This is a genomic window from Thermofilum sp., from assembly GCF_038871435.1.
GTDB lineage: Archaea > Thermoproteota > Thermoprotei > Thermofilales > Thermofilaceae > Thermofilum > Thermofilum adornatum.
Genome location: NZ_JAVZIC010000004.1, coordinates 1 through 23,184, shown reverse-complemented (window position 1 = coordinate 23,184; position 23,184 = coordinate 1). Strand labels below are relative to the sequence as shown.

At 46.8% G+C, this 23,184-nt stretch carries 26 protein-coding genes and 1 pseudogene; 9 read left to right on the top strand and 18 right to left on the bottom strand.

The features are described 5' to 3' along the window. Position 1: 1 nt before the first annotated feature. The 6 genes from QXT17_RS05805 to QXT17_RS05780 form a co-directional block, all read right to left on the bottom strand. On the bottom strand, positions 2 to 742 hold the full coding sequence (locus QXT17_RS05805) for an ABC transporter ATP-binding protein (RefSeq protein ID WP_342783106.1): 741 nt from the start codon (positions 740 to 742) through the stop codon (positions 2 to 4). Positions 743 to 822: 80 nt separating this feature from the next. Next, positions 823 to 1,989 (bottom strand): pyridoxal phosphate-dependent aminotransferase, encoded by a 1,167-nt coding sequence (locus QXT17_RS05800; protein ID WP_342783107.1) that lies wholly within the window; start codon positions 1,987 to 1,989, stop codon positions 823 to 825. Between the two features lie 75 nt (positions 1,990 to 2,064). Continuing rightward, positions 2,065 to 2,892: an ABC transporter ATP-binding protein gene (locus tag QXT17_RS05795; RefSeq protein ID WP_342783108.1), complete on the bottom strand. Its 828-nt coding sequence runs from the start codon at positions 2,890 to 2,892 to the stop codon at positions 2,065 to 2,067. A gap of 5 nt (positions 2,893 to 2,897) precedes the next feature. Beyond that, the gene (locus tag QXT17_RS05790; RefSeq protein ID WP_342783109.1) at positions 2,898 to 3,749 is read right to left on the bottom strand and encodes an ABC transporter ATP-binding protein; all 852 of its coding nucleotides are present in this window, start codon (positions 3,747 to 3,749) and stop codon (positions 2,898 to 2,900) included. A gap of 5 nt (positions 3,750 to 3,754) precedes the next feature. Further along, positions 3,755 to 4,600 carry an energy-coupling factor transporter transmembrane component T gene (locus QXT17_RS05785; RefSeq protein WP_342814457.1) on the bottom strand — a complete coding sequence of 282 codons (846 nt, stop codon included), beginning with the start codon at positions 4,598 to 4,600 and terminating at the stop codon, positions 3,755 to 3,757. A gap of 78 nt (positions 4,601 to 4,678) precedes the next feature. Further along, the gene (locus QXT17_RS05780; protein ID WP_342783111.1) at positions 4,679 to 5,272 is read right to left on the bottom strand and encodes a hypothetical protein; all 594 of its coding nucleotides are present in this window, start codon (positions 5,270 to 5,272) and stop codon (positions 4,679 to 4,681) included. A gap of 84 nt (positions 5,273 to 5,356) precedes the next feature. Here QXT17_RS05780 and QXT17_RS05775 point away from each other — a divergent pair, with 84 nt between their 5' ends. Genes QXT17_RS05775 through QXT17_RS05765 form a run of 3 tightly spaced genes read left to right on the top strand, consistent with a single transcriptional unit; the run spans position 5,357 to position 8,521 of the window. Further along, complete coding sequence (locus QXT17_RS05775) at positions 5,357 to 6,121, top strand: nucleoside phosphorylase (protein WP_342783112.1); 765 nt, start codon at positions 5,357 to 5,359, stop codon at positions 6,119 to 6,121. Continuing rightward, positions 6,105 to 7,427 (top strand): amidohydrolase, encoded by a 1,323-nt coding sequence (locus tag QXT17_RS05770; protein WP_342783113.1) that lies wholly within the window; start codon positions 6,105 to 6,107, stop codon positions 7,425 to 7,427. Before QXT17_RS05775 ends, QXT17_RS05770 begins: the two co-directional genes overlap by 17 nt. Then, positions 7,424 to 8,521, top strand: a complete 1,098-nt coding sequence (locus tag QXT17_RS05765; RefSeq protein ID WP_342783114.1) for an MFS transporter — start codon at positions 7,424 to 7,426, stop codon at positions 8,519 to 8,521. The genes QXT17_RS05770 and QXT17_RS05765 overlap by 4 nt, the downstream gene beginning before the upstream one ends. 29 nt (positions 8,522 to 8,550) lie before the next feature. Here QXT17_RS05765 and QXT17_RS05760 read toward each other — a convergent pair whose 3' ends face one another. Continuing rightward, entirely contained in the window at positions 8,551 to 8,952 is a 402-nt protein-coding gene (locus QXT17_RS05760) for a winged helix-turn-helix domain-containing protein (protein WP_342783115.1), read from the bottom strand. 128 nt (positions 8,953 to 9,080) lie between these two features. On the opposite strand from QXT17_RS05760, the gene QXT17_RS05755 reads away from it, so the two are divergent. After that, a complete protein-coding gene (locus QXT17_RS05755) occupies positions 9,081 to 11,174 on the top strand; it encodes a beta-propeller domain-containing protein (RefSeq protein WP_342783116.1) in 2,094 nt (697 codons plus the stop codon). Between the two features lie 15 nt (positions 11,175 to 11,189). On the opposite strand, the gene QXT17_RS05750 is transcribed toward QXT17_RS05755, so the two are convergent. From QXT17_RS05750 to QXT17_RS05735, 4 genes are all read right to left on the bottom strand, one after another. Beyond that, positions 11,190 to 11,507 carry a nucleotidyltransferase domain-containing protein gene (locus QXT17_RS05750; protein ID WP_342783117.1) on the bottom strand — a complete coding sequence of 106 codons (318 nt, stop codon included), beginning with the start codon at positions 11,505 to 11,507 and terminating at the stop codon, positions 11,190 to 11,192. Next, positions 11,491 to 11,874, bottom strand: coding sequence for a HEPN domain-containing protein (locus tag QXT17_RS05745; protein ID WP_342783118.1), 384 nt, complete (start codon positions 11,872 to 11,874; stop codon positions 11,491 to 11,493). The genes QXT17_RS05750 and QXT17_RS05745 overlap by 17 nt, the downstream gene beginning before the upstream one ends. Before the next feature lie 84 nt (positions 11,875 to 11,958). Continuing rightward, positions 11,959 to 12,234: a winged helix-turn-helix domain-containing protein gene (locus tag QXT17_RS05740; RefSeq protein WP_342783119.1), complete on the bottom strand. Its 276-nt coding sequence runs from the start codon at positions 12,232 to 12,234 to the stop codon at positions 11,959 to 11,961. Continuing rightward, positions 12,231 to 12,863, bottom strand: coding sequence for a hypothetical protein (locus QXT17_RS05735; RefSeq protein WP_342783120.1), 633 nt, complete (start codon positions 12,861 to 12,863; stop codon positions 12,231 to 12,233). The genes QXT17_RS05740 and QXT17_RS05735 overlap by 4 nt, the downstream gene beginning before the upstream one ends. Positions 12,864 to 12,968: 105 nt before the next feature. On the opposite strand from QXT17_RS05735, the gene QXT17_RS05730 reads away from it, so the two are divergent. Continuing rightward, positions 12,969 to 14,270, top strand: coding sequence for a C69 family dipeptidase (locus tag QXT17_RS05730; RefSeq protein WP_342783121.1), 1,302 nt, complete (start codon positions 12,969 to 12,971; stop codon positions 14,268 to 14,270). Positions 14,271 to 14,275: 5 nt separating this feature from the next. On the opposite strand, the gene QXT17_RS05725 is transcribed toward QXT17_RS05730, so the two are convergent. From QXT17_RS05725 to QXT17_RS05715, 3 genes are read right to left on the bottom strand one after another with little or no spacing between them, the layout of a single operon-like run. Then, positions 14,276 to 15,193, bottom strand: coding sequence for an ABC transporter permease subunit (locus QXT17_RS05725; RefSeq protein WP_342783122.1), 918 nt, complete (start codon positions 15,191 to 15,193; stop codon positions 14,276 to 14,278). After that, positions 15,186 to 16,130 (bottom strand): ABC transporter ATP-binding protein, encoded by a 945-nt coding sequence (locus QXT17_RS05720; protein ID WP_052886816.1) that lies wholly within the window; start codon positions 16,128 to 16,130, stop codon positions 15,186 to 15,188. The genes QXT17_RS05725 and QXT17_RS05720 overlap by 8 nt, the downstream gene beginning before the upstream one ends. 7 nt (positions 16,131 to 16,137) lie before the next feature. Continuing rightward, on the bottom strand, positions 16,138 to 17,865 hold the full coding sequence (locus QXT17_RS05715; RefSeq protein ID WP_342783123.1) for an NEW3 domain-containing protein: 1,728 nt from the start codon (positions 17,863 to 17,865) through the stop codon (positions 16,138 to 16,140). Between the two features lie 209 nt (positions 17,866 to 18,074). On the opposite strand from QXT17_RS05715, the gene QXT17_RS05710 reads away from it, so the two are divergent. The 4 genes from QXT17_RS05710 to QXT17_RS05695 all read left to right on the top strand — a co-directional run bounded on the left by QXT17_RS05710 (position 18,075) and on the right by QXT17_RS05695 (position 20,674). Further along, complete coding sequence (locus QXT17_RS05710; RefSeq protein WP_342783124.1) at positions 18,075 to 18,575, top strand: hypothetical protein; 501 nt, start codon at positions 18,075 to 18,077, stop codon at positions 18,573 to 18,575. Positions 18,576 to 18,652: 77 nt separating this feature from the next. Then, complete coding sequence (locus QXT17_RS05705; protein WP_342783125.1) at positions 18,653 to 19,099, top strand: peroxiredoxin; 447 nt, start codon at positions 18,653 to 18,655, stop codon at positions 19,097 to 19,099. Positions 19,100 to 19,227: 128 nt separating this feature from the next. Beyond that, on the top strand, positions 19,228 to 19,938 hold the full coding sequence (locus QXT17_RS05700; RefSeq protein WP_342783126.1) for a hypothetical protein: 711 nt from the start codon (positions 19,228 to 19,230) through the stop codon (positions 19,936 to 19,938). A 52-nt stretch (positions 19,939 to 19,990) separates the two neighbouring features. After that, a complete protein-coding gene (locus QXT17_RS05695) occupies positions 19,991 to 20,674 on the top strand; it encodes a metal-dependent hydrolase (RefSeq protein WP_342783127.1) in 684 nt (227 codons plus the stop codon). Positions 20,675 to 20,725: 51 nt separating this feature from the next. Here the strand turns inward: QXT17_RS05695 and QXT17_RS05690 are convergent, their stop codons facing one another. From QXT17_RS05690 to QXT17_RS05675, 4 genes and pseudogenes are all read right to left on the bottom strand, one after another. Continuing rightward, on the bottom strand, positions 20,726 to 21,253 hold the full coding sequence (locus QXT17_RS05690; RefSeq protein ID WP_342783128.1) for a DUF86 domain-containing protein: 528 nt from the start codon (positions 21,251 to 21,253) through the stop codon (positions 20,726 to 20,728). Further along, complete coding sequence (locus QXT17_RS05685) at positions 21,241 to 21,678, bottom strand: nucleotidyltransferase domain-containing protein (protein ID WP_342783129.1); 438 nt, start codon at positions 21,676 to 21,678, stop codon at positions 21,241 to 21,243. Before QXT17_RS05685 ends, QXT17_RS05690 begins: the two co-directional genes overlap by 13 nt. Positions 21,679 to 21,802: 124 nt before the next feature. Continuing rightward, positions 21,803 to 22,249: an aconitase X swivel domain-containing protein gene (locus tag QXT17_RS05680; RefSeq protein WP_342783130.1), complete on the bottom strand. Its 447-nt coding sequence runs from the start codon at positions 22,247 to 22,249 to the stop codon at positions 21,803 to 21,805. A gap of 7 nt (positions 22,250 to 22,256) precedes the next feature. Continuing rightward, positions 22,257 to 23,030: pseudogene (locus QXT17_RS05675) on the bottom strand (aconitase X); the annotation flags it as partial. Between the last annotated feature and the right edge of the window lie 154 nt (positions 23,031 to 23,184).

Here is a 23,184-nt window from a genome sequence, read left to right as displayed (position 1 = left end):
TCTAGACCCCCTTAAGGACTCTCAAGAATACCTGTTCAAGTGTAATGTCCCCGCGGGCCTCCACTTTCCGTTTCAGCTCTTCCAGTGTCCCTTCTGCAATTATCTTGCCATCAGCTATGATGCCGACCCTAGTTGCAAATCTTTCCACAGTGTCCAGCATGTGGCTGGAGATGAGGACTGCGCCACCCTTAACCGCATGCTCCCTTAGAACCTCCTTAAATGCTATTTGGGACTCTGGGTCCATGCCTGACATTGGCTCGTCGAGGACTAGAACGTTGGGCTCGTGTAGAAGGGCTGATACAACTAGGACTTTTTGGAGATTTCCCTTGGAAAGCTCTCCCATAAAGGAGTCTTCAAACTTTTCAAGCTGGAAAAGCTGGAGATACTTTTCTGTCCTCTCCCTCAAAACATCTCTGGGTATACCTCTCAAGGATGCCACAAACTCGAAGAACTCTCGGACCCTGAGGTAGTCGAAGCCCACGGGGTTTTCGGGGACATATCCAATGTTGCGTAGAGCCCTGGCCCGGTCAGCGTGGACATTTACCCCGTCGATAAGGACGTAGCCAGAGTCAGGCCTGAGCAGACCCACAATGGTCTTTAGCGTGGTTGTCTTGCCGGCTCCGTTAGGGCCGAGAAGCGCATATATTTCTCCGGGTTCCACTCTCAGCGAAACACCATTGACTGCTGTCTTGCCGCCATACCTTTTTACTAGTCCCTCGACGATTATCCTAGATGTAGACACATGGTTAGCGAGTTGTAAAGAATAAAAGGTTTGCTTAGTAGCTGGTGGAGAGTTTCTTTGAACCATTGGAGAAAAAAGGCCTAAATGGCTTCGGCCAGCTTTTTTAACCTATTTAGCCCCTCCAATATTTTTTCGCGTGGAAGCGAGAAAGAGAACCTTAAGTGGTTCGCTCCTAAGCTTTCAGAGTAGGCGTCTCCAGGCAAAGCGATCACTCCTAGACGTTCCAGCAACATAATGGCCAGCTCCCGGGAATTCCTCGCCCCCAGCCTCTTTGCCAGCTCTCTTACGCGTGGAAAAACGTAAAAGGCTCCCCCAGGCCTATACGCTTCGACGCCTGGAATCCTAGACAAGCCCTCAACTAGGAGATCCCTATTAGCCTTATACATCTCTCTCACCTTTTCAAACCATCCAAGACCGTAATCCAGGGCCTTCAGTGCGAGTAACTGTGAATAGGTCGGTGGCGAACCATACATGCTTATTGCAACGTTTTCAAGCTTTTCTATGAGCTCTGCACTAGCAACCATGTAGCCTAGCCTGTATCCGGCGAGACCCCACGTCTTAGAGAAGCTTCCAATATATACGGCTCCTTCTAGCAACTCAGGAAACTCCAGCACTGAAAAGTGTCTATTCTCATATACGAAGTCCTCGTAAACCTCGTCACTTATAATGAAGAATCTTTTCCTGCGGGACGCCTCGGACAAGCATTCCATCATTTCCCTAGATGCAGCTGTCCCAGTTGGATTATTTGGAAAATTAATGACAACGACTCCGCCTTCGCTATTAATAGCCTCCAGTTGGCAATCCCACTTGAAGTCATCATTGAAGTTTGCCCTCCAATATGTAACTCTTCCCCCAAAGAATGAGGCTACGTCCTTATACATCGGGAATCCCGGGTCTGGAATGTAAACATTGGTCTCGTCCTTGACCAATAGAAGCATAGACATGAATAGGGCAGATGTGGCCCCAACAGTTATAGCCACGTTTCCAGCCTTCAAGTCTGCCTTGTATTTTTGGCCTAGAAAATCAGCTATTCTTTCTCGGAGCTCCGGAAGGCCCAGGGCAGGAGAGTAGCTTGACACATCTTTCTGGGAGGGTTTTATGCCAGAGAATATCTCTCCTGGTGGAAGATGGAATGGCTGACCAATGCCGAAACTCACAGTATCCTTGTACCTGTTTGCCAGGTTGAGGAACTCGTATGATGGATCCTTCCTGAAGGCTTCGGTCTTATCCATATAAGTCCAAGTCACAAAACACAGAGAGACTCGGAAATATATAAATAATTCAGATGTTTAGATTTAAATAAAATTAGATAGGGTTGGCTTTTACCCTTTATAATGATTTAAGATTTCTTGTAGAGCCTCTTCTACCGTCAGAGCGTTTATATCTATGCCCTTCTTTCTCAGCTCGCTTGCTAGCTGGACTATTTGGGGCGGCTTTATCGCCGCCTTCTTAAGTACGTCAAAGGCATTTAGGACTTCTCTTGTAGATCCATCCATGAGTATCTCGCCGTTAGAGACGAGGACTACCCTGTTTACAGTCTCAGCTACGAACCTCATGTCGTGGGTAATTATCACGACCGTGAAGCCTTCTCTGTTCAGCTTTTTTGAGAGGTTGGATAACAGGTGGCGTCCAGCGTGGTCCTGTCCAGTTGTGGGCTCGTCTAGTATGAGTACCTGTGGCTTCATTGAGAGGACTGATGCAACCGTTAGTAGCTTCATCTTTCCATAGTCTAGGTCGTATGGATTGTATTGCTCGTATCCCTGCAGTCCCACTTCGCTCAGGGCCCACTCCACCCTCTGCTTTACCTCTTCCGGTGATAGCCCGAGGTTTGTAGGTCCATAGGCTACTTCTTTCCACACAGTGCTCTCAAATATCTGGTGAGAGGGGTTTTGAAACACGTATCCAACTCTCTTGACAATCTCGTGGGTGGGGGCCGTCTTTGTGTCTAGCCCATCAACCATGACTCTTCCCTTTGTGGGCTTTAAGAGACCGTTTAGGTTCTTGGCGAGTGTGGTTTTTCCGCCGCCGTTCTGGCCGATTATTGCGAGTAATTCTCCTTTCTTTATTGTTAGAGATACTCCCTTTAGGGCCCAGAAGTCTGCCCCTTCATATCTAAACCATACGTCTTCTACACGTATTATTTCACTCATTTCTTTCACCTCAAAAGCTCGGAGTATAGCTTTACAGCTTCCTCCAATGTGACAGGGAGAGCCAAATCGACCCCTGTCTTCTCTTTCAAGAGGCTTGTCAGCTCTGTGACGGACGGCGGGTCTACGCCGCGCCTCTTAAGCTCCTCAACCATGGTAACAACTTTTCTGGTGTCACCGTAGGCTACGGCTTCACCCTTGTCTAGCAGAAGCATCTTGTCTGCAAAGTATACGACTTCCTCTATTTCGTGCTCTGCAATGACAATTGTTGAGCCAGACTCGGCCAGCTTCTCGATTACGCTTAAAACCTCGTATTTGCCAAGTGGGTCGAGCTGGGCGGTAGGCTCATCCATCACTATGACTTCTGGGCGAAGGGCTAGGACAGTCGCAATTGCTAGTCTCTGCATCTGTCCTCCTGAAAGCTCAAATGGAGACCTCTTCTCGAGCCCAGTAAGTCCAACGTAGTCTATTGCTTCTTTAACCCTCTTGTCTATTTCTTCTCGTGGGTATCCAAGCATCATCAATCCAAAGGCGACCTCTTCCCAAACGGTTAGCGCGAGTCCAGAGATCTGGTCTTCTGGGTCCTGGAAGACAAAGCCGACCTTTGTCGACATCTTTGAGATAGGTGTGTTTAAAACCTCGAAACCTGATACGATAACCCTGCCGCCGTATTTTCCACCGTAAAAGTGTGGCACGAGGCCGTTTAGAGCCTTTAGTAGGGTGGATTTTCCCGCCCCGTTTGGACCGATGACTGCAAGTACTTCTCCCTTGTTGACGGTGAATGAGATATTTTTGAGAACAAAGTCTTTGCTCGTTGGATATGCATATGTCAAGTTTTCAACCTTGATTACCGGCTCCATGTTCTTCACCCAGACCATATCCATGGAAGATGAGTCAAGGGGGAGAAGCCTATGTATATATAGACCCAGGCAAGGAAAACGGTTACGAGGATCATTGCCGTGAGGAAGGCATAGTCAAGCTTTGTGAAACTCGCCTCGTAGAGGAGGGTCTTCTTAACGGGTGCACTGAAGCCTCTCGACTCAAGGGCTATTGCTCTTATCTGTACCTTGTTCAGTGCGCTTAGGGTTAGTGGGATAACGACTGCCAGGTAATTTTTTATTTTCTGCACGAAGCCGACGTCTGTCCTCAGTCCCCTCGCGATCTGCGCCTGCATTATAGTGTTGGCTTCCGAAGCTAGGAGAGGAATAAACTGGAAAGTAGCTATCACCATGTAGATGAGCTTGAAGGGAAACTTCATTTTGAACATTGTGGCGACAAGTTTGGCCTGGTTAGTTGTCAAGAAGAACAATAACGCAGTAGAAATTGCTACTGAGACGCGGAGGGGCCAGGTGACGCCCCACCCCAAGCCCTCAAAGTAGACAGGGTAGTTCTTTCCAAGGATGTTGATGTAGCCTATTATTGTTTTGTTCCATGGGAATCCAAGCGGCAAAGCCAATATTGGAACCGCGAATAGTATCCATGGCACTACGATAATGAGTAGTGTCAGAGCGATGGGTTTCCAGCATTTTGCGTAGACTGCTAGAGCCATTGTGACGGCTAGGAATATCAGGTTGAGTATGGGGTCGAAGAAAATATAGACTATTATAGTTGCCCAGAGGAAATACAAGAATTTGACGCGCCCGTCAAGCCTCTGGACAAAGGTTTCTGCCTCTACTGCGGTCTTCTTTAGAAGTGATACTCCTACCGACATTGAAGTCTAGCACCCATACATACATTTATAGTTTTAGACTACAAAAAAGAACCATTTTAATGAAGTGCCCCCTATTGTTTATTTGGCAAGGACGAATCTCTTCGGTATGCGTTGCGCTATAATCACAGAGATTATGAAGCTGATGGGCTTGTCAATTATTTCGGTGAATGCATTCTGGACATAGTTTGCCAGCCAGAAGTTTCCAGTCGAGGACAGCACACCAGCATAGACAGCTGCTGCTAGTGGCTTATAAAGGGGTCCCCCGCCAAAGACAAGGATGCTTATAGCTGTCGTGAATAGGGGATATACAAGCCCGTAGAGGATAATCATCATGACCCATGTCATCGGCTTCTTTAAATCGGTCCATCCCATCTTCATCATGAACCAAGCGATTGCTGCTATAGCTACGTTTGCGAAGCCCCATACCCAGCTTGGGAGACCCCAAACCGTGAGAGCCATTATTATGTTGTAGAGGAATCCTCCAGCCGCTCCTACCCAGAAGCCTCCTATAAATGTGCCAAGTATTGTTGCCCAGGTGTCTCCCCATATTGGAGCCTTTAGGGCTTCAACAATGACTCCGCCCACGTAATTTAGGGCGGCAATTGTGGGGATAAGGACGACGGCGATTATTGCTTTTCCTGTTGGAGAGACTTCTCTTATTTCTTGGCTCATGGTTTGTCGAAATATGTTTCGACAAAGCTCTATTTATAATTTTTTGTGTACAGTTTTTAACGGGTTATTAATAGTCTAAATGCTGTGAGCCTGCAATACCACATTAGATGCAAACCGGGAGACGTTGCAAAGTATGTAATCCTGCCAGGCGACCCCGGAAGGGTGCCGCTCATAGCTAGCTACCTAGACAGCGCTAGGAAGATAGCCGAGAACAGGGAATACGTCACATATACGGGGACATGGAAAGGCATCGGTATATCTGTGACATCGACGGGTATCGGTTGCCCCGCGGCAACCATAGCTGTCGAGGAGCTGGCAAATATTGGTGCAGAGGTCTTTATTAGGCTGGGAACATGTGGGGGAATAGACCCATCGGTGCATGCAGGCGATATCATCGTTGCCGAAGCGGCGGTGAGGGGTGACGGCGCTACAAAAGAGTATTTGCCTGTCGAGTATCCAGCTGTGGGAGACCACTACGTTATACGTGCACTGTTGGACTCTGCAAGGTCGCTCGGTATAGGCGTTAAGAGGGGGATAGTGTGGACCCATGACGCGTATTATAGGGGGACATGGATAGGAGAAATGCCCCCCTCAAAACGAAGCGTATATGACCCGTGGCTTGAGGGGGGCGTCCTATGTGTAGAAAACGAGGTGAGCGGAATATACATAGTCAGCAGGGTGAGGAGGAAAAGGGCGGGAGCTATCCTTCTCTGTATGGGAAACAACCTTGTGGCTGAGCCTGAAGCTTTTTCACAGGAAGACTACATGAAGGGCGTCGAGAAAATGGTTAAAATTGTCTTGAATGCCGTAAAGTTGATGGAGGAGAACAAGGATGAATATACTCATTGAAAATGCTGGCATAGTCTTCACACAGAACGATAAAAGGGAGGTACTGAGAGACACTTCTATCTACATATCTGGAGGTATTATAAAGGAAATAGGTAAGTCTTCTCTCTTGAAAGAAAAGTATACGCCGGACCTTGTTCTAGACGCTAGTAAAATGGCGGTTCTACCAGGCCTAGTCAACCTCCACACGCACTCGGTGCAGGTACTCCTACGTGGGCGATTCGACGAACCATTGATGAATTGGCTACGCCTAGTTGACTTGGAATACGAGAAGCTGGACGATGTGCACGTAAGGGCGGCGGCTAGGCTTACATTTATCGAGGGACTTCTCTGCGGGACGACTACCTTCCTTGACATGGAGGGAAATGTTGAGCCAATCGTCAGCGCCGCGAGGGAAGTTGGGATAAGGCTCTACGAAGCCATTGCACTTGTGGACACAGCTGAAACAGGGGTTAGTGGGTTTACACAGGTGGCAGACCCAGAAGAAGAGGTTAAAAAAGCCTTGAAGGTGGCTAGGGAGAAAATGGCAACGGGGCAATTAAATTTTCTTTTGGGGCCAGTGGGGTTCCCAAGTAGTAGCCCTGAATTGCTAAGGATAGCCTCCGAGGAGGCGAGAAAAAATGGGCTAAAGCTACACGCCCACCTATCTGAGAGCATGGTAAACGAGGAGCTTTCTAGGAAGATGTTTGGCTTAAGTGAGACGGGCATGCTTGAGAAGATAGGCTTTCTGGGGCCCGACGTTATCGTTGCCCACGGCGTAAACCTCGACCCCATCGATATACAGGTCTTAGCAAAACATGGCGTGAACGTGGCGCATTGTCCCACGAGCAACGCCAAGCTTGGAAATGGCATAGCGCCTGCCTTGAAAATGATTAATCAGGGCTTGAATGTTGGGCTGGGAACCGATGGAGCGGCGAGCAATGATTCTCTAGATCTTTTTTCCGAGATGAAGACCTTTATCCTAATGCAGAGGTCCAGAGAGGGCTTCGACAGGCGTGTAAATGCACAGCTCGCCCTTGACATGGCTACCAGGAACGGCGGACTGGCTCTCGATTCAAGCGGCAAGCTTGGAGTAATATCTCCAGGGGCATACGCGGATCTCGTCTTAGTTGACTTGACCCTTCCCTCTATGTTGCCATCGGAAAATGTTCTCGATAACCTTGTTTTCTCTGGTGGATGTAGAGCTGTTAGACACGTGATAGTAAACGGTGAACTCTTGGTCTACGATGGTAGGCTAAGAAACGAGGAACTTTATAGTAGGGCTCTGGAAGAGTTCAATGAGGCTGCTAAAAGAGTGAGCTATAAATGAACGGGAAAATGATCCTGTATCTTTCCTCCTTCATTTTTATGCTGGGGGTTGGAAGCGTTGTTGGAACAATTCCGGCACTAGCAGAATCGATCGGCCTTGGACAGCATACAGGGCTAATTATTAGTGCATGGGGCTTCACCTACCTATTATGCAATATCCCGGGTGGCGCAATTGTAGACAGGTTTGGCTTCAAGAGAATTGTGCCACTAGCCATGTTGCTGAATATTTTTCCTGGCCTGCTCTTCCTAATGGGTCGAAGCATAAGTCTGCTAGTCCTTGGAAGGATAATTGAGGGAATACTCGAAGCTTTCATTTGGTCTGGCATAATCGGCGAGGTTTCCAGGTCTTCGGGTGAAAGGAGAATTGTAGACATAGGCCGTCTTTTCATAGCTACTTCCCTAGGCTTCACAATTGGCCCCTTCATAGCTTCCCTCCTCCAAAAGCTTGCTGTTGCTCTTCCATTCCTATTCTATACGTTAACGTCTATTTTTGGCGGTGGCCTGCTTCTCCTAACGGGTGACAATTATTTTAGACAACCATCTCCTGGTCCAAGAAGGGAAGTTCTCCGCTTTAAGTTTTCTCCAGAGTTGTTTCTAGCCCTAACCGTGGGACTAGTTGAGAGTGCTCTTCCTGCCCTCTCAGTCCCCATAGCTTTTGAGGTGGGGCTTTCAGCCACGGATTCAGGGCTTCTATTGACTCTCTACTATTTTTCAGGCTTTATTGGACAGTATACTCTTAAGTATGCTTCACGAGAGGTCGAGGGGAACCTTTACCCATATGTAGCACTATTCCTGGGGCTTGTTCTATTCTTTTCTCTGGGAGGCTTCCTCGAGTTGATTGGAGTATTTGCTTTAGGAGTAATTAACGCTACACTCATTAGTAGGGCTCAAAGCCTCGTTACGAGGACATATGAGGGCAACGAGTCTCTAGGATCGGGGACAGTTAATTTTTCTTGGTCTCTTGGCTATTCGCTGGGAGGATTAATTGTAGAAGCTATTAGCGCCCCAGCTAGCGCAAGAATCGCTATGATTCTAGCCCTAGGGCTGCTACTTTATCTCGTGGGGAAGAATCTTAAATGGGAAAAGTTAAACTAGCCGAAGCATAAGCATTAAGCATAGAGACATCATTTTATCCTCAAGCGTTCTATGCCAAATATAAGGGAAGCCAGGAGAGTGGCTATCAAGACTGCTATTCTGTCGGGATTTATCGATTGAGACTGTATGACAAGTATTGCCTCACCGATGGCAAAGCCTAGGAAGAACAAAGAATAAAGGGTAAATCTATGGATGACCCTCCTACCAATAACAATGTAGTCTCTCAGCTTTAGCCGCTGTGCAACTTTGTAGCCGTCTGTGGTTTTCTCAACGTAGCCCAGCTCTTCTAGACGCTTTAGATGGTAGTGAACCGTGCTTACCGGGAGGCCTAGATCTCGGGCTATTTCTCTTACCCCTGCATCTTCGTTAGACTCTAGGAGGTAGATGTATATTTTGAGAGCTGTGCCTTCTAGTTCGCCCTTTACACTCATCTATTCATTAGACAACTGTTCCATTATATTAATCAATGGGTTGTTCAAATGTTGAACGAAAGTGTTCAAGACATACAGTGATAAGCACCCTGCGCAAATACTTCTTGATGCAAATGGAAAGTAAATATATGGCACTTGCTGTCTTGCTACTAGTTCTAGGCGTAGCCACACCCATAATGCTAAATCTTTTCTGGTCGACAAGTCCAGCAAACCTCCAAACCCCCAAAATCCAAACTAAAACTGCCACTATGCATTCTCTCTTAGAGTTCTACCCAATCGGCGCGAACAGCTTCCAGTCTATAGAGGAGGTTCTTAGATTCGTTGAGGAGAGAACCTCAAGCAAAGGCTACATGGGTCCCCCCTCTTACCTGGTTAGAGGCGAGACACAAACAATACCTGCAACAACTGCGCCTGCTACACCCGAAAAAACTTCTCAAAGCCCGAGCACTCCGTCAAAAACAAATGTGCAAGTGGTAGGCATTGATGAGCCAGACATTGTCAAGGCCTATGGCGATATTCTTGCAGTGGCAAGTGGCTCAAAGGTAAACATCGTAAGCATGCGGGAAAAGAGAGTGGTAAGCGTTATAGATCTAGCGGAAAGCAACGTTTACGGCCTATACCTCCAAGGAGACAAACTAGTCATTATTTCTGTCTATTACACGGCCAGCTCGATAAGGATCCAAGGCTCAATGGGACCCGAAGTCCCTATATCAGCTGGCACATCCAACACGTCTATCTACGTATACTCCCTTACTACACCGGCCAAACCCGAGTTGCTTTACTCAACATACATTTATGGGATGCCCATGGGATCTAGGCTTCTAAACAATACCCTATATCTCGTCGCCACGCTTCCACTAGAAGTCAAGCTTCCAGTAATAGACGGGCAGCCCCTCCCGCCAAGCTCCATAGCAAAAATAGACCCATACGCCAATAGCTACATAGTCATAGTTGCAATGGACATAGACACCGGTAAGAGAACAGCATTCGCCTTTACCTCTAGCCCCTCAACATGGATGTATATGAGTAGGGAAAGGCTTTACCTCGCAGTGCAGAGAAACATTGGTGAAGATTCCTATCGCTACTTCCTAAACGCCTCTCTAAACTATCTACCCACTGAAGTAAAAGCCAACATATCAAGTCTCATAAGCATGGGACAATACATGCAGGCCCTAAGCGAGCTGCAAAAGTATCTGGCAGCATTGAGCTACGAGAAGGCAGAGGAAATAGTGAAACAAGTCATGGAACAGCTAAAGCCAATGACCGACAAGACGTATTTCTATGTCTTCGGCATAGACGGGCTCCGTGTATCCAGCCTTGGAAAATTCGAAGTAGACGGCAACGTGCTGGACCAGTTCTCGATGGAAGAAGTAGGAGACAGCTTTATTGTAGCTACAACAATATCTAGGTGGCAGGTCTACGCCCAGATGGGACGGGTAATCGAGATTGTTTACAGGCCATGCAATACAACCATGGAAATAGAGATACAGACAGATGGTCAGACTAAAATACAAGTCATCAGGTTCAACGAGACCCAAGTCACACCTGCACCATCTACACACCTCGTTGTATACACTGTCAGGATAGGTGAGTCAGAAAACGCCTTATTCATTGTAGATGTCAAAAACCTCAGGATAAGAAGCTCGTTGACTGGCATCGCTAAGGGGGAAAGAATTTACTCAGCTAGGCTCGTGGGCAAAACATTCTACCTTGTAACGTATAGACAAGTGGATCCCCTTTTCGCTATAGACGTTTCAGACCCCTCTAAACCTAGTGTTCTTGGCTACGTTAAGGCTCCCGGCTTCAGTGAGTACCTGCATCCCATAGACGACAAGACTCTTCTAGGAGTAGGCCTCACAGACGACAGGAAACTGAAAATCTCACTATTCGACGTGAGCGACCCCACAAACATAAAGGAAAAGTCGACTGTAACACTCGATGCATGGTCCAACATATTATCAGACCACCACGCATTTACATTCGACCCGTCAACTGGGGAAGTATTCATACCGATACAATCTTGGAAGGCAAATTCGGGCGGAGTCCTAGTTTTAAAGATAAAGGGCGACAGCCTAGAATACGTCAAACTCCTAGAACACAACCAGGCACTTAGAACAGTATACACGGAGACAGAGCTATACACGGTCTCCACAAGCCAAGTCAGAGCATACGAAAGACAAGCCTACACTTTGACAGCAAAAATAGACCTGTCTGCCGGATAGAGTTCAAGGGTCACATTAAATCTTAACTATTTCTCCTGGATCAATGAATCTGAGATACCATCTTTCAAACATTTTTCTGTCCGTAACATGTAGCTCGATAGGAGCGTCGAGCCTCTGATACACGGCTAACATCATGTCATATTTGTGTTCGAGCCGCTGTGTTACAACGAGGATGTCTATATCGCTGGAGGCCGTCATTTTCCCCTTTACTACCGAGCCGAATAAATAAACCTCGGCCTCGGGGTCGAAGCCCTTAACTATCTCCTTGACCTGTCTGGCGAGGTCGAGGTATTTGCCGATACTTGAAAGACTAGGGCTATATTGGCTCGACAAGCGGCTTAAACACCTCCTCTATAAACTTGTAAACATCCTTAGCTTCCTCGACCTCATACTCAATTGGCGCGTAGCGGGAGGATATATAGGCTTCCTCTAGTTTTGCGATATAATGTAGGTTCTTGACATCGTTTACGAGTGTTAGAACCTCTGGAGGAACTTCTCCAAGCGTCCTTATTAGGCGTCGGAGTGAGTGTGCTTTGGGGTAAAAACCCCTGAGTAACAACAATTTATATTTAAGGATTAGCTGGCAGTACTGCTCCATGCTAAACATTGCTAGATCTGCTTCTCTCTTCCAGCAATCTTTTAGCATTTCGAGAAAAGCCTCTGCTCTTCTCCGCAATATGTCCAATTCCTCATAACTCATATCTCTCATGATGCAATGGGAAGTTATACCTATTTAAGGTTTCCAAGCATTGCATAACCACTGAGGCTTTTGAACAAGCATGCTTTAAAGGGAAATCCCAAAGGCGACAGCTATTTCTTTTATTTTCTTGTATTCCTGGAGAAAAGACAAACCCTTGCTAGTGGGTTTTATTTTTACTTCTAAACTCTGCCTCTCGATGACAACTAGGTTATTTGCCTCCAGTTCGCTTAGATATTTTGATAGCCTGTCATAGGAGAGGTTTGCAGCTGTAAGTAGCTGGCTTATGTTCATTTCTCCGCTTTGTGCCAGTGCCTCTAATATGTCTGCAAGTATCTGTAGCTTTGACCGCCGCTCCTTCATGGGGTTTTTCCCACCTTTAACGCTAACCAGAGGAACACGTAGAGGCCGGCAATGTATACTAGCCGCGACAACAGAACGATTAGCTCGTCCCTTAGTAAGAATGCCAAAATGCTCAGAATGTTTGAAAGTAGAAAGAGGATGAAAGCTAATAGTGGAGCAAGGGTCAAGCTCTGTTTGTTCTTGGTGTATATGGCAAAGGCGTTCAGGCTTATATATACCAGGATTGAGGCTGAAAAAATGTTAACCATGGGAAAGGTCAAGGGTAATCTTCTCACCTGGAAAACTATAATCGATGCCAGCGCCTTCTCTTTCCCAAAAAGCTCCATAGTGTATCCCAGTGCAATCACTAGGAAGCCAAGTATTTCCAGGACTTGGGACAGAAGGGCTACAGAGTGGTCTAGAAAGAAGAAGAAAAAGCTAGGCCTCGGCGTAAAAATTATTGTCAAGAATAGGAAAAAGCGTCCAAACTCTCCTAGGCCCAGAATAGTAAAACCCGTGAAAAAATAGAGGAAGAGGCTATTCCCCGAGATCCTGTAGGCTCGATAAAGCAGAACGCTTAGCGCCGCCAAGGAAAGGATCCCCACGAAATCAAGTATTGGCAAGGCTAGGTGGAATGGCTCGAACGGCATCACTTTTCACTGTCGAGCTAATAAACAACTTCAAGATAAGTCTTTCCAAAGTTGTAGCCAAGCTTCATATCGAAAAGTTAATGTGTACATAGACAATCTAAATATGTGTGTGACACACTTGTTGCCTTAAAAGGCTATACAAAAGGAAATGTCACTATTTTTGCTAAGAACAGCGATCGAGAACCCAACGAGGCACAGGTCCTAGAGTACATTCCCCCCGCACAGCACACAGAGGAAAAAGTCAAAACAACCTACCTATTCGTCGAACAAGTAGACGAAACCTATGGCGTCCTTATTTCACGTCCCTTCTGGATGTGGGGGGCAGAAATGGGCGTAAACGAGCATGGGGTAGCAATAGGGAACGAGGCTGTTTTTACTCGCGAGAAATATGCCGATAAAGGTCTAGCTGGTATGGATCTGCTTAGGCTGGCGCTGGAAAGATCCAGGACTGCAAAAGAGGCGCTGGAATGGATTATCGGATTGCTCGAGGAATATGGTCAGGGCGGCAACTGTAGCTATTTTGGCAAGATGTTTTACCACAACTCTTTCATTATAGCTGACCCAAGGGAAGCATGGGTTCTGGAAACAGTCGGCAAGCACTGGGTAGCAGAGAGGGTTAAAGATGTTAGAACAATTTCTAACGCTCTCTCCATAGGTGAAAAATGGGACCTGTCCTCTGACGGCCTAGAAGAATACATGAAGCAGAAAAACTGCGGAAAAAGCTTCAAAGACTGTTTCTCAGACAGGGTCTACACGTGGGTTTCCAAGGGTAGGGAAAGACAACAATACACACAAAAACAGCTAGAAAACAATCTTGGAAAAATAGACTTTTTCCTCGTAGCAAGAATTATGAGGAGCCACAGCCACGAGCCCTACGACCCTTCAAGCGGGTCAAATAGGGACATATGTATGCATGCTGGCGGCTTTACCAGGCCTTCCCAGACAGCCTCCTCAATGATAGCTTTGCTATTTGAGGACACTCCACTCGTATTTGCTACTGGAACCAGCCTCCCATGCATAAGCATGTACAAGCCAGTATTCGTAAATGCAGGGCTCCCAGATCTTGGTCCTAAGCCCGCAAGTGCCTACGATGGGGGACAAAGTATATGGTGGAGGCACGAGATGCTTGCAAGAAAACTTGTCTATAATTATACCAGATATGCACCAAGGATAGCTAGTGAGTTGCAGAGCTTGGAGAGAGATTACTACGAAAAAGCACTAGAGGCGCGCGAGGGATACCTACAGGGAAAAATCGACGCTGAGGAATTAAAGAAACTTACATCTGAAGCATTTGAAAGGGCGTCTACCATTGAGGAAAAATACATAAGGGAAATAGACAAGGGAAGATGCTTTAACATACCCTACATGCTGTACTGGAGGAAAATAAACAAAAAAGCCAATATTTGAAAAAATTATTTGTTTTCTTGTCTACGTACGAAGAACATGTAGGACAATACGACGAAGACTACAATGTATATGGTGGGAACCAGTATCGCGGTCCAGTTCTGAGCTATTACAGCACCTATATCTAAGTGGCTTTGTTGCCTCTGGACAGTAAAGATTGCGTTGGCTAATGTATTAAACTGTGCGTTGGGCGAGATAAGCTGGACTGTTCCCGTTATCTGTCTATAGTTTCGCTCGTACTGCTGGAGCTGGGGTGGAAGCTGTGCTGGTCTTGTAGCATTTATGCCGGTTGGGAGGGCGGGCGGCGGGCCGAGTATGCTACTGGCTACGAATGCAGAGATTAAGGGCATTACGAATGTTAAGAATATCCATACTACTACCGCCACTACGAGTGCATAGCCTGACCGGTTTGTGTTTACCGAGACAAAGAGTGAAATTGCGTAATATGTAAGTGCTAGTAGAATTGCCGGCACCAATAGGAAAAGCAGTCTAGCCAAGTCGTCTCCCGTCAAATTAGCTTTTTGTAGGACTAGGGTTACGGGGATTCCAATTACGAATGATATGCCGATAGCCAAAAGTATGAGTATTGTCCCAGCCAATATCTTGCCATTTAACAAGTCGTCCCGATAGATTGGCCTAGAAAGTATGAGTCTTAATGTTCCTTTCTCTCGCTCACCTGCAATGGCCCCAAACCCCAAAGCAATACCTATTATTGGCGCAATGTACTGGAATGAGTTCGCCAGGCTTCTCCCCACGGATCTAAAGAAACGCTCAGCAGGCGCTGCTCCACCGAACCTAAAGGTAAAGCCTACACTGTAACTGCTAACAATTATTAGCAGTATGAAGAGTCCCAATAGTCCCCAGAACCTTGCGCTCTTTATGTTGTCTTTTATCTCTTTCTTTGCAACTATCCATGCCTTACTCATTCCAGCCACCTCCCTGATAGAACACGTATATCTCGTCCCATCCAGGCTTGACCTGGCTGAGTGATACTAGCCCGTAGTTCGAGGCTAGCCTTGTAAGCTCTTTTTCTGCCTCACCCATCACCCTTAGCACTACCTTGTTTCCCTGTATAGACGCCTCGGCGACGCGTAGCGCCTGCTTTGCCTCCAATAGGAACTTCTCCGGGTCCCGCGTAACCGTCACCTCGTAGACGTAGCCCTTGGCCTCGCTGAGCTTCCGTGACAAGTCGTCTATGTGGCCCTGGGCAATTATCCTGCCCTGCCTGATGAGGGCCGCATGCGTGCACAGGTAGCCCAGCTCCCTGAGAAGGTGCGTCGACACGAGGATAGTCTTCCCACTCTTCACGAGGTCCTGCATAATTCCCCTGAAAACCTCGCTCCCACTCGGGTCCAGGCCAATAGTTGGCTCGTCAAGAATCAAGACCTCTGGGTCTTTTAGGAGCGCCTGGGCAATGGCAAGCCTCTGTATCATGCCCCTCGAGAAGCCTCCAACCTTTGCATCTGCCTTGTCTTTTAGCCCCACGAGCTCTAGGACACTCACTATCCTTGACTTGATTTCCGACTCTGGTATCCCGTCGAGCATCGCTAGGTACTCGAGGTTCTCGTAGGCAGTCATGTGCTCGTAGAACCCAAAGTTCTCTGGCAATACCCCTACCCTCTTCCTTATCTCGATCGACTCCCTAACCGAGTCGAAGCCAAGAACCCTTGCCGTGCCCCTAGTGGGCAGGGAAAGCCCAATCAGTATAGATATCAACGTGCTCTTCCCGCTGCCATTGGGCCCAAAGAGGCCGAAGAGGACGCCCTTTGGAACCCTTATGTCCACGCCGTCCAGGGCGACTGTCTCGCCACCCCTGTCCCTATATATCTTTACCAAGCCCTCTGTCTCGATAACATACTCCATACACTATTCACCTCCTACCAAACCTCCTATAAACAAGATAAAGTGCTCCGACAACAAGCAAAACTGCTACCAAAGCCACATATACCATTGACTGCTGGGGCTTTACAAATACGTGGAGGTCTCTAGACGTCTGGGGCAACTGGTCCGCCTTGACGACAAAAGTCAAGTAGTAGTCCCCGGTATTTATGTCTCCCGTAGTCGTAATCGTTACTGTGAATGTCGCTGTGTCGCCCGGCGTCAGAACCAACACGTTGACTGGGTCAACGTTGACCGTGAAGCCGCTTGGCACACTTGTGAATGCCAGGTTAAGGTTTGTGAGGCTACTATAGCCAGTGTTCTGCACCTGTATCTGGAACGTCTGCGTGGAGCCCGGCACCGTCTCCAGGTAGAAGCTCTGGGTCACGAACGAGAGTTTATATGTCCCCATAACCCCTAGGCTTAGTTGCGCCTTGTCCATGCTGGAGCCGCAGGAAGCTGAGAGGGTTAGGGGTATAGTTGTAGGCTCAACTTCCGGGGGTATAGTGACGGCAAGCGTTAGGCTTGCGGTGGAGCCTGCCTTGACGTAGACCTGTGAGACGACGTTTCCCTGGCTGTCTGTTATCTGCCACTTGTAGCCGTTTGGGAGTCCTGAGAGGTTGAAGGATGCTAGGCAGTCGGCTGTCCCCGTGTTGCTAAGCGTGAAGGGGAACTTTGCTGTCGCGCCTGCATATGCGTCTACGTGGGGGGCGTTTAGGCTCAGGGCTACATTGGGCGTGCCGGCAACGATGTTGACCTGGAAAGCGAGGGTCTCGGTGAAGTATGGTTCTCTGCCGGTGATCTTTACCTGTACTGGGTAGCTGGCCTGCTCTGCGTCCTTGGGTACGTAGACCTTTAGGAGTAGCTGGATCGACTGCTGGGGATCCAGCTGTATAGTTGAAACCGCGTTTCCGTTCTGGTCTTGTAGCGAGGCTGTCCAGCCCTGCGGCAAGCCTAGGGCCAGGTCTGCCGTAAATATTTTAGACAGGGTATTAGTAACCTTGACTGGAAGGCTTACTGTTGCGCCTGGCTGTGCCGTTATGCTTTTTGTCTGTGCCGAAATTGTCCCCAGCGTCGTGTTCAATATGTTTACCTGCATAATTATTGTTCTCGGCACAGTGGTGTCGAGGTATATGTTTACTGTGCAGCTGGCTGTTTTCTGGTAGGGGGCCCACAGCCTCATCTGGAGGCTCAGGGTGTCGCCTGGGTTCAGCGATGCCTTCGAGACTATTGTTGTTCCCTGGAGGAATTCAACTGTTAGGCTACAGTTTGTGTTGGTCCTTATGCCTATGTCTTCGGACCTTGGCCCCTTGTTGGTAATTGTGAATGGGAGGCTTACATAGGTTAGGATTGGTATGGTTATGTTCCTCACTGGCAGGGAGTACTGGACAGCGTAGTCTAGGGTTATATTTCCAAGGAAGACCGGGTAGCCTGTCTTGCCGTAAGTGAACTGTATTGTCTTGTCTACGTAGCCAGCCTTGGAGACCCTAAGCGTATACGTGCCCGGCAGCAAAGCTACCTGGAAGAACCCATTGGGACCAGTAGTTGTCATAGCTACAACGCCGCTGTTAGAGTCTAGCACTGTGACCACTGCGTCTCTGACAGGACTGCCATTGGGATCAACAATATAGCCATAGGCTCCTGAGTCTGCGTAGAGCATGGGAGCAAACAGCATTAAAATGGCCAAAGTTAGTGCCATTAGTAGTGTGTATTTCGTCATAGCAGTTGTGTTAACTGGGCACATATTTTAAGTAGTATGTACGAAAAATCCATTCATAGATATTCTTGTTTCTTAAAACAAAGATTTATGCCTTTGCCTGTTACTGGCTGAGGGAATATGATGCCTAATACTTGTTTAAAAAAGTAACCCAGCAATGACAAAGGAGAAAACATGGATAGGCATATATAGATAAGCCGTTTCACATATACATGATGAATCTGCCAGATGCCTTATTATTAGCCGTGCTGGGCTTTATAACGGCTGTATGGGGCTACAAGCTTGCACGTCTATGGGTATCACTCTTGTCTGGAATAGCGCTTGGATACGTTTTTTACCAGTACTCTTCCCACGAGCTCCAAGCTGTTCTCACACCGCTTGTTCTCTTCGTTATAGGCTTCATAGTGGGCGCGATGATAGGCTTCGCGATTTTTAGGCTTGCCATTTCCCTTGTAGCAGGCTTCGCTATAGCCCAGTCATTGATAAGTGCGGGCCTCTTTGTGGCGAACGAGACTGTTCTGATTGTCCTCACAATAGTATTTGCAATGATACTCTATGCAATAGTTGACAAGCTCCTAGCCTTAGTGTTCGTAATTGGGGGAGCTGCACTCTTCTTCATAGGTCTCCTAGCAGTACAGCTACCAATGATAATTGTTGCTATACTCACGTTGCTAATAATCGTTCTGGGCATCTACAAAAACATTAGAAGATAGCTCTTCTTTTTCTCATAAAACAAATAGTGAACCTGAGGACGATAAAGCTTAATAGCTACTAGAGTCTAGACTAGCACATGCCGGTAGACGCGGGTTTTCCAGCTCCAGACTTCGAGGCAGAAAGCACAAAGGGCAAGATAAGGCTAACTAGTCTGAGAGGAAAAAGAGTCGTCTTATACTTCTATCCCAAGGCCTTCACACCGGGATGCTCGAGAGAAACACAGAGATTCGCCGAAATGTATGAAAAATTCAAAGAGCTAAACGCAGAGGTGATAGGGGTAAGCGCCGACAAGCTCTCTACACAGGAAAAATTCGCCCAAAAGTACAACGTGAGCTTTCCACTCGTGGCCGACCCAGAGCTAAACATCATTCGTGCATACGGTGTCCTCAGCGACTCTGGGAAAAGCGCCTCAAGGGTTACCTTTATCATAGACGAGAACGGAGTGATAAAAGCCGTAATAAAAGGACTCAAGAAGCCAGAGGAACATGCCGACAAAGCTCTTAATCTATTAACGGCTTTTTAAAGTGAGATGAGATTTCAAATAATTCAATTGGAAAATTAGATAATGTCATCAGCTAGTATCATTAGTTTCAAAGCTGAATATGGAAATATTTAAATACATGGATATAGAATATGATGTAGTGTAAATTGATGTACACTAGAGTTGTTTTAGGCATATTGTTAACTATAGTGATTTTCGGCATATTTTCAAGTGTAAAGCTGGTATCTGCTGACGGAAATATTCAGAGCGAAATTGAGGAAGGAAAGAAATTAGTAGAGAGTGGGATTAGTTGTGATAAATTAAGCGATGAGCAACTCGAAGCAATTGGAGAATATATAATGGAGCTAATGCATCCAGGTGAAGCCCACGAAATCGTGCATAAAATGATGGGCATTGAAGAAGGGACAGAATATCATAAACAATTTCACATAAATTTGGCAAGAAGGATGTATTGCGGCGAAGTAGCAACGATGGGACCTGGATATATGATGGTATGGAGGTCTCCTCCACGAGGAATAAACGAAAATTGGTGTCCTGGATGTGGATGGAATTGGTGGTATCCTGGATTGGGATTGATCGTTTGGATCATGTTCTCCATCGTGTTGATTGTTGCTCTTATAATTCTAATTTATTTAGGATTCATAAAACATGAGAAAGTGGATCTAGGAAAAAAGGGTAATATTCTAGTGATTGTTTTAGTTTTACTAATCCTGCCATTTCTTTTTACTTTTGGCTGGGGATTTGGATTCATGGGTGGTATGATGTTTTTTGCTCTCATCTTCATGGTACTTGTATTTGTTCTTATAGTCTGGTTAATAGTATCTTTAACTCAAGCCATTGGAGGAGCTAGAAACCAATGAAAGATAAGCTCTACAAAAATTTATTTATCCCCTCGGTATAACCTTATTACTGATGGCTTTAATTACTTTTTTTGGTCACGCGGCTTTCGAACTGGTGCTTAAAGGACTAGATGGACAAGAAAAGAGGGTTCTCGTAGACCCTTGGCTCGAAAACTCACTAAGCCCCGTAAAGCCCTCCGCATACAGGGGGACAAGAGTCGACTATATCATCGTTACACATGACCATGGAGACCACCTGGGGAACAGCTTTGAGATCGCAAAAATGACGGGCGCCAAGTTTGTAGCCGTATATGAGCTGGCAGAGGAAGCATCCAGCCAAGGCATAGAGGCTATAGGCGCCAACATTGGCGGTCCCCTCAGCATACCCGACCTTAAGATTGTATTTACGCCCGCTGTGCACAGCTCCTCCAAAGGCACACCAACAGGGGTCGTAGTTTCCGGTAAAGATGCAACAATTTATCATGCCGGCGACACGGGCCTCTTCGGGGACATGGCTCTCATAGGGGAGCTCTACAAGCCAGACGTAGCCCTTCTACCAATAGGCGGACACTTCACTATGGGCATCCACGAGGCAGCGAAGGCCGTCCAGCTGATAAAGCCAAGGATAGCTATCCCGATGCACTACAATACTTTCCCAGTTATAAGGGCGGATCCAGAAGAATTCAAGCAGTTGGTCGAGAAAACCACCAGTACAAGAGTTGTTGTCTTGAAGCCTGGAGAAAAATATTCGCTCTAAGGGAAGCATTTCTTATGAGTTTACACAACAACTAGGCCCCCTCTTAAGATACTATGTAATTACGATTTTTCTAGGAAAATATAGCGACCGGATGTAAAGCGGATCTGCAACATTAAAGGAAGCATACAATTTCGCATAACATACACTGTTGTCTTTTGTCAAGCCTTCAGCAATCGAACCCCTCTTCTCTAGTTCTTCAACAACCTTGGTTGCGAGGCGCGCAACTTCCCTATATTTCTTATTGGTTATAATGTCCCAAACAATGCTAGAGTCAACATCACTATATTCGTGTACAACCACGTTCCGGAAACCTACTATTCGGGGATAGAGATCCAAATCCTTGTCAGTAATTATGTCTTTAGCCCTCAACTTATGTCCAGCATCAATATATCCGTCCACCCCAAGGCCTAGAGTAGAGGAGGCTCTAGCAAATATATCCATCAAAACTTGGGCCTGGGTCTGTAGCAAGTGTAGAGCCGCATAATACTTATACTCGTCTTCTAGGTCTTCAGGCTTGAGCCCGTCGAGCAAGCTTGTGTAGTATAGCAAATTATCGAGCAAGCGCTTTAGGACTCCCAACGCTTGGTCACCGCTTCCATTTGTACCTCTGAAAGTCTCAGTTTTTTGGCGTCTATCATAAAGTCGAAGCAGGGAAACAAAATCCTCATCTGTACATCCAGAAAGCTCTCGAAGTCCTTGACGTAGATAGGTTTACCCTTCCCGAGTATCTCGATGAGTAGCGTGCATGGCAACTTCTCGTAGAGGTTTAACACGACTATGTCAATGGCTTCCTCGGGCACGCCTAGCTGCTTGGACAGCGAGTACTGGAGGTCGGCGGCTCTCGCAAACAGCTCGTCAAAGCCTTTTAACTCCTCCAGCCACACAGCGATGTCCCAGTCGCCTCTGAAAACGTTGCCACTCACTCTAGAGCCAAAGAGAACCGCGAAAGCAACTCCAAAGTCCTTCCAGTTGAAACTTTTCAGCGTCTCTAAAGATTGTTCCATATAAATAATGATCAAGCCTGGGAATTTAAACCTACTCTCTAATAAGGTAACTAGCCATGAGCAACATATCTGTCAGTATTACATCCTTTATTGTAAAAGCTACGCGCTTAAAACAAAATATGTTTTATTGAACTTCTACCCTGCCGTCGGGATGAACTATTACCTTTTCCCCAGTAGAAATTTTTTCTAGGACTTCTTCTCCAAGCTGGTCGACAAGGACTATTCTTGCGTTGAACCAGTTATTTGCCAGTAAAACTCCGCTTAACGTAAGGGTATCAACGGTATGGGCACATAGGATTGCTTTAGGCTCCAGCCCCATGCATGCAATCTCGGCAATGACAAGTCCCCCAGTCGTGGATCCAATCCCATGGGGGATAACGAGGATTTTCTGCGTAAGATCTTTTTCAAAGACGTCTGGGTTGTTCTTGTCTGCTCCTATCGCTCTTTTCGTTCTTGACACGACCGTTTTCTGGTAAGTTGCCAGCCAGTTTAGCCCGTTCTTGGTTACTACTGCCTCTCCCTCTACATAACCGGGTACTAACGGTCTACCTCTAAACTCTCTGCTAACCATATTTTATCTACCTCTTAACTGTAAAGTTCTCTATGAGCGTATCTTCTCTAAAGAAAACAGCGTGGCTGTAATATGCAAGCTTACCAGAAGTGGTTGCGATGTTTAGCCTTCTCGATGTCGGGATATTTGTAAACATGAGTGGACAAATGCTCGAAAGTCTAACGCCTGCCTCCTTTAATCGATCATAGTCCTTCGAGTTTTTGATTTCGGAAACAATTCGTGGAGCCGCAAGCATAAATGTCCTCACGTTAAACCGTCTGTCCTCTAGCTTAGTGACCCAGCTATGAATTTGTTCGCGAGAAAGGTGTGGACACCCAATGACAATAAGATCGGGCTTCTCGATTGTTTGACCCTTGGTCATTTCCTGCTCCATTTTCTTCAGCTTTGCATCATCAACTACCAAATGTTTATGGTCATCTCTTATAAGCCTGGGACCTTCCTCCCTCGCTTCAGCTGTAAGCTCCCCTGCGTGGAAAAGCCCAACTGCCCCCCAAGAAGCCATGGCTGATCCTAAATCTTTAAGCTCGTACTCCTTTAGTTCCCACTTTTCAAGTCCAACTATATAGGGTACATCCTCACCCACAGTTTTCCCAATTAAACTTCCAAGAATAAATGGGTCAGGTTTTGATGGAGTCTTGACCTCAACAAGCCATGTGGCTTTGCGATTTTCATCTAACAAGAGACCAAATTCGGGCGTCTCTCCCAATATTCCAGAAAATATTTCAATTATAGATGAGTTTCTATTTGTTCTTGCCCCCAGTACAGAGTTTGCGTAAATAACAGCTGAAGACTCGCGCGCGCGCGCGCTAAGCTATTTTTTGCCTAGGTTTAATATTTCTCTGATTCCCTCCTCTAGACTCACTGAAGGATTATAGCCCAGCTCCATCTTGGCGCGGTTTATGTTTGCCTGTGAGTGCTTTATGTCCCCTGGCCGG

What these genes read in the sequence shown, in the direction of transcription:
- QXT17_RS05795 (WP_342783108.1), bottom strand. Translation starts at nt 2,892, where the DNA reads ATGAGTGAAATAATACGTGTAGAAGACGTATGGTTTAGATATGAAGGG.
- QXT17_RS05790 (WP_342783109.1), bottom strand. Translation starts at nt 3,749, where the DNA reads ATGGAGCCGGTAATCAAGGTTGAAAACTTGACATATGCATATCCAACG.
- QXT17_RS05785 (WP_342814457.1), bottom strand. Translation starts at nt 4,600, where the DNA reads ATGTCGGTAGGAGTATCACTTCTAAAGAAGACCGCAGTAGAGGCAGAA.
- QXT17_RS05780 (WP_342783111.1), bottom strand. Translation starts at nt 5,272, where the DNA reads ATGAGCCAAGAAATAAGAGAAGTCTCTCCAACAGGAAAAGCAATAATC.
- QXT17_RS05770 (WP_342783113.1), top strand. Translation starts at nt 6,105, where the DNA reads ATGAATATACTCATTGAAAATGCTGGCATAGTCTTCACACAGAACGAT.
- QXT17_RS05765 (WP_342783114.1), top strand. Translation starts at nt 7,424, where the DNA reads ATGAACGGGAAAATGATCCTGTATCTTTCCTCCTTCATTTTTATGCTG.
- QXT17_RS05760 (WP_342783115.1), bottom strand. Translation starts at nt 8,952, where the DNA reads ATGAGTGTAAAGGGCGAACTAGAAGGCACAGCTCTCAAAATATACATC.
- QXT17_RS05755 (WP_342783116.1), top strand. Translation starts at nt 9,081, where the DNA reads ATGGCACTTGCTGTCTTGCTACTAGTTCTAGGCGTAGCCACACCCATA.
- QXT17_RS05745 (WP_342783118.1), bottom strand. Translation starts at nt 11,874, where the DNA reads ATGAGTTATGAGGAATTGGACATATTGCGGAGAAGAGCAGAGGCTTTT.
- QXT17_RS05740 (WP_342783119.1), bottom strand. Translation starts at nt 12,234, where the DNA reads ATGAAGGAGCGGCGGTCAAAGCTACAGATACTTGCAGACATATTAGAG.
- QXT17_RS05735 (WP_342783120.1), bottom strand. Translation starts at nt 12,863, where the DNA reads ATGCCGTTCGAGCCATTCCACCTAGCCTTGCCAATACTTGATTTCGTG.
- QXT17_RS05725 (WP_342783122.1), bottom strand. Translation starts at nt 15,193, where the DNA reads ATGAGTAAGGCATGGATAGTTGCAAAGAAAGAGATAAAAGACAACATA.
- QXT17_RS05720 (WP_052886816.1), bottom strand. Translation starts at nt 16,130, where the DNA reads ATGGAGTATGTTATCGAGACAGAGGGCTTGGTAAAGATATATAGGGAC.
- QXT17_RS05715 (WP_342783123.1), bottom strand. Translation starts at nt 17,865, where the DNA reads ATGACGAAATACACACTACTAATGGCACTAACTTTGGCCATTTTAATG.
- QXT17_RS05710 (WP_342783124.1), top strand. Translation starts at nt 18,075, where the DNA reads ATGATGAATCTGCCAGATGCCTTATTATTAGCCGTGCTGGGCTTTATA.
- QXT17_RS05705 (WP_342783125.1), top strand. Translation starts at nt 18,653, where the DNA reads ATGCCGGTAGACGCGGGTTTTCCAGCTCCAGACTTCGAGGCAGAAAGC.
- QXT17_RS05700 (WP_342783126.1), top strand. Translation starts at nt 19,228, where the DNA reads ATGTACACTAGAGTTGTTTTAGGCATATTGTTAACTATAGTGATTTTC.
- QXT17_RS05695 (WP_342783127.1), top strand. Translation starts at nt 19,991, where the DNA reads ATGGCTTTAATTACTTTTTTTGGTCACGCGGCTTTCGAACTGGTGCTT.
- QXT17_RS05685 (WP_342783129.1), bottom strand. Translation starts at nt 21,678, where the DNA reads ATGGAACAATCTTTAGAGACGCTGAAAAGTTTCAACTGGAAGGACTTT.
- QXT17_RS05680 (WP_342783130.1), bottom strand. Translation starts at nt 22,249, where the DNA reads ATGGTTAGCAGAGAGTTTAGAGGTAGACCGTTAGTACCCGGTTATGTA.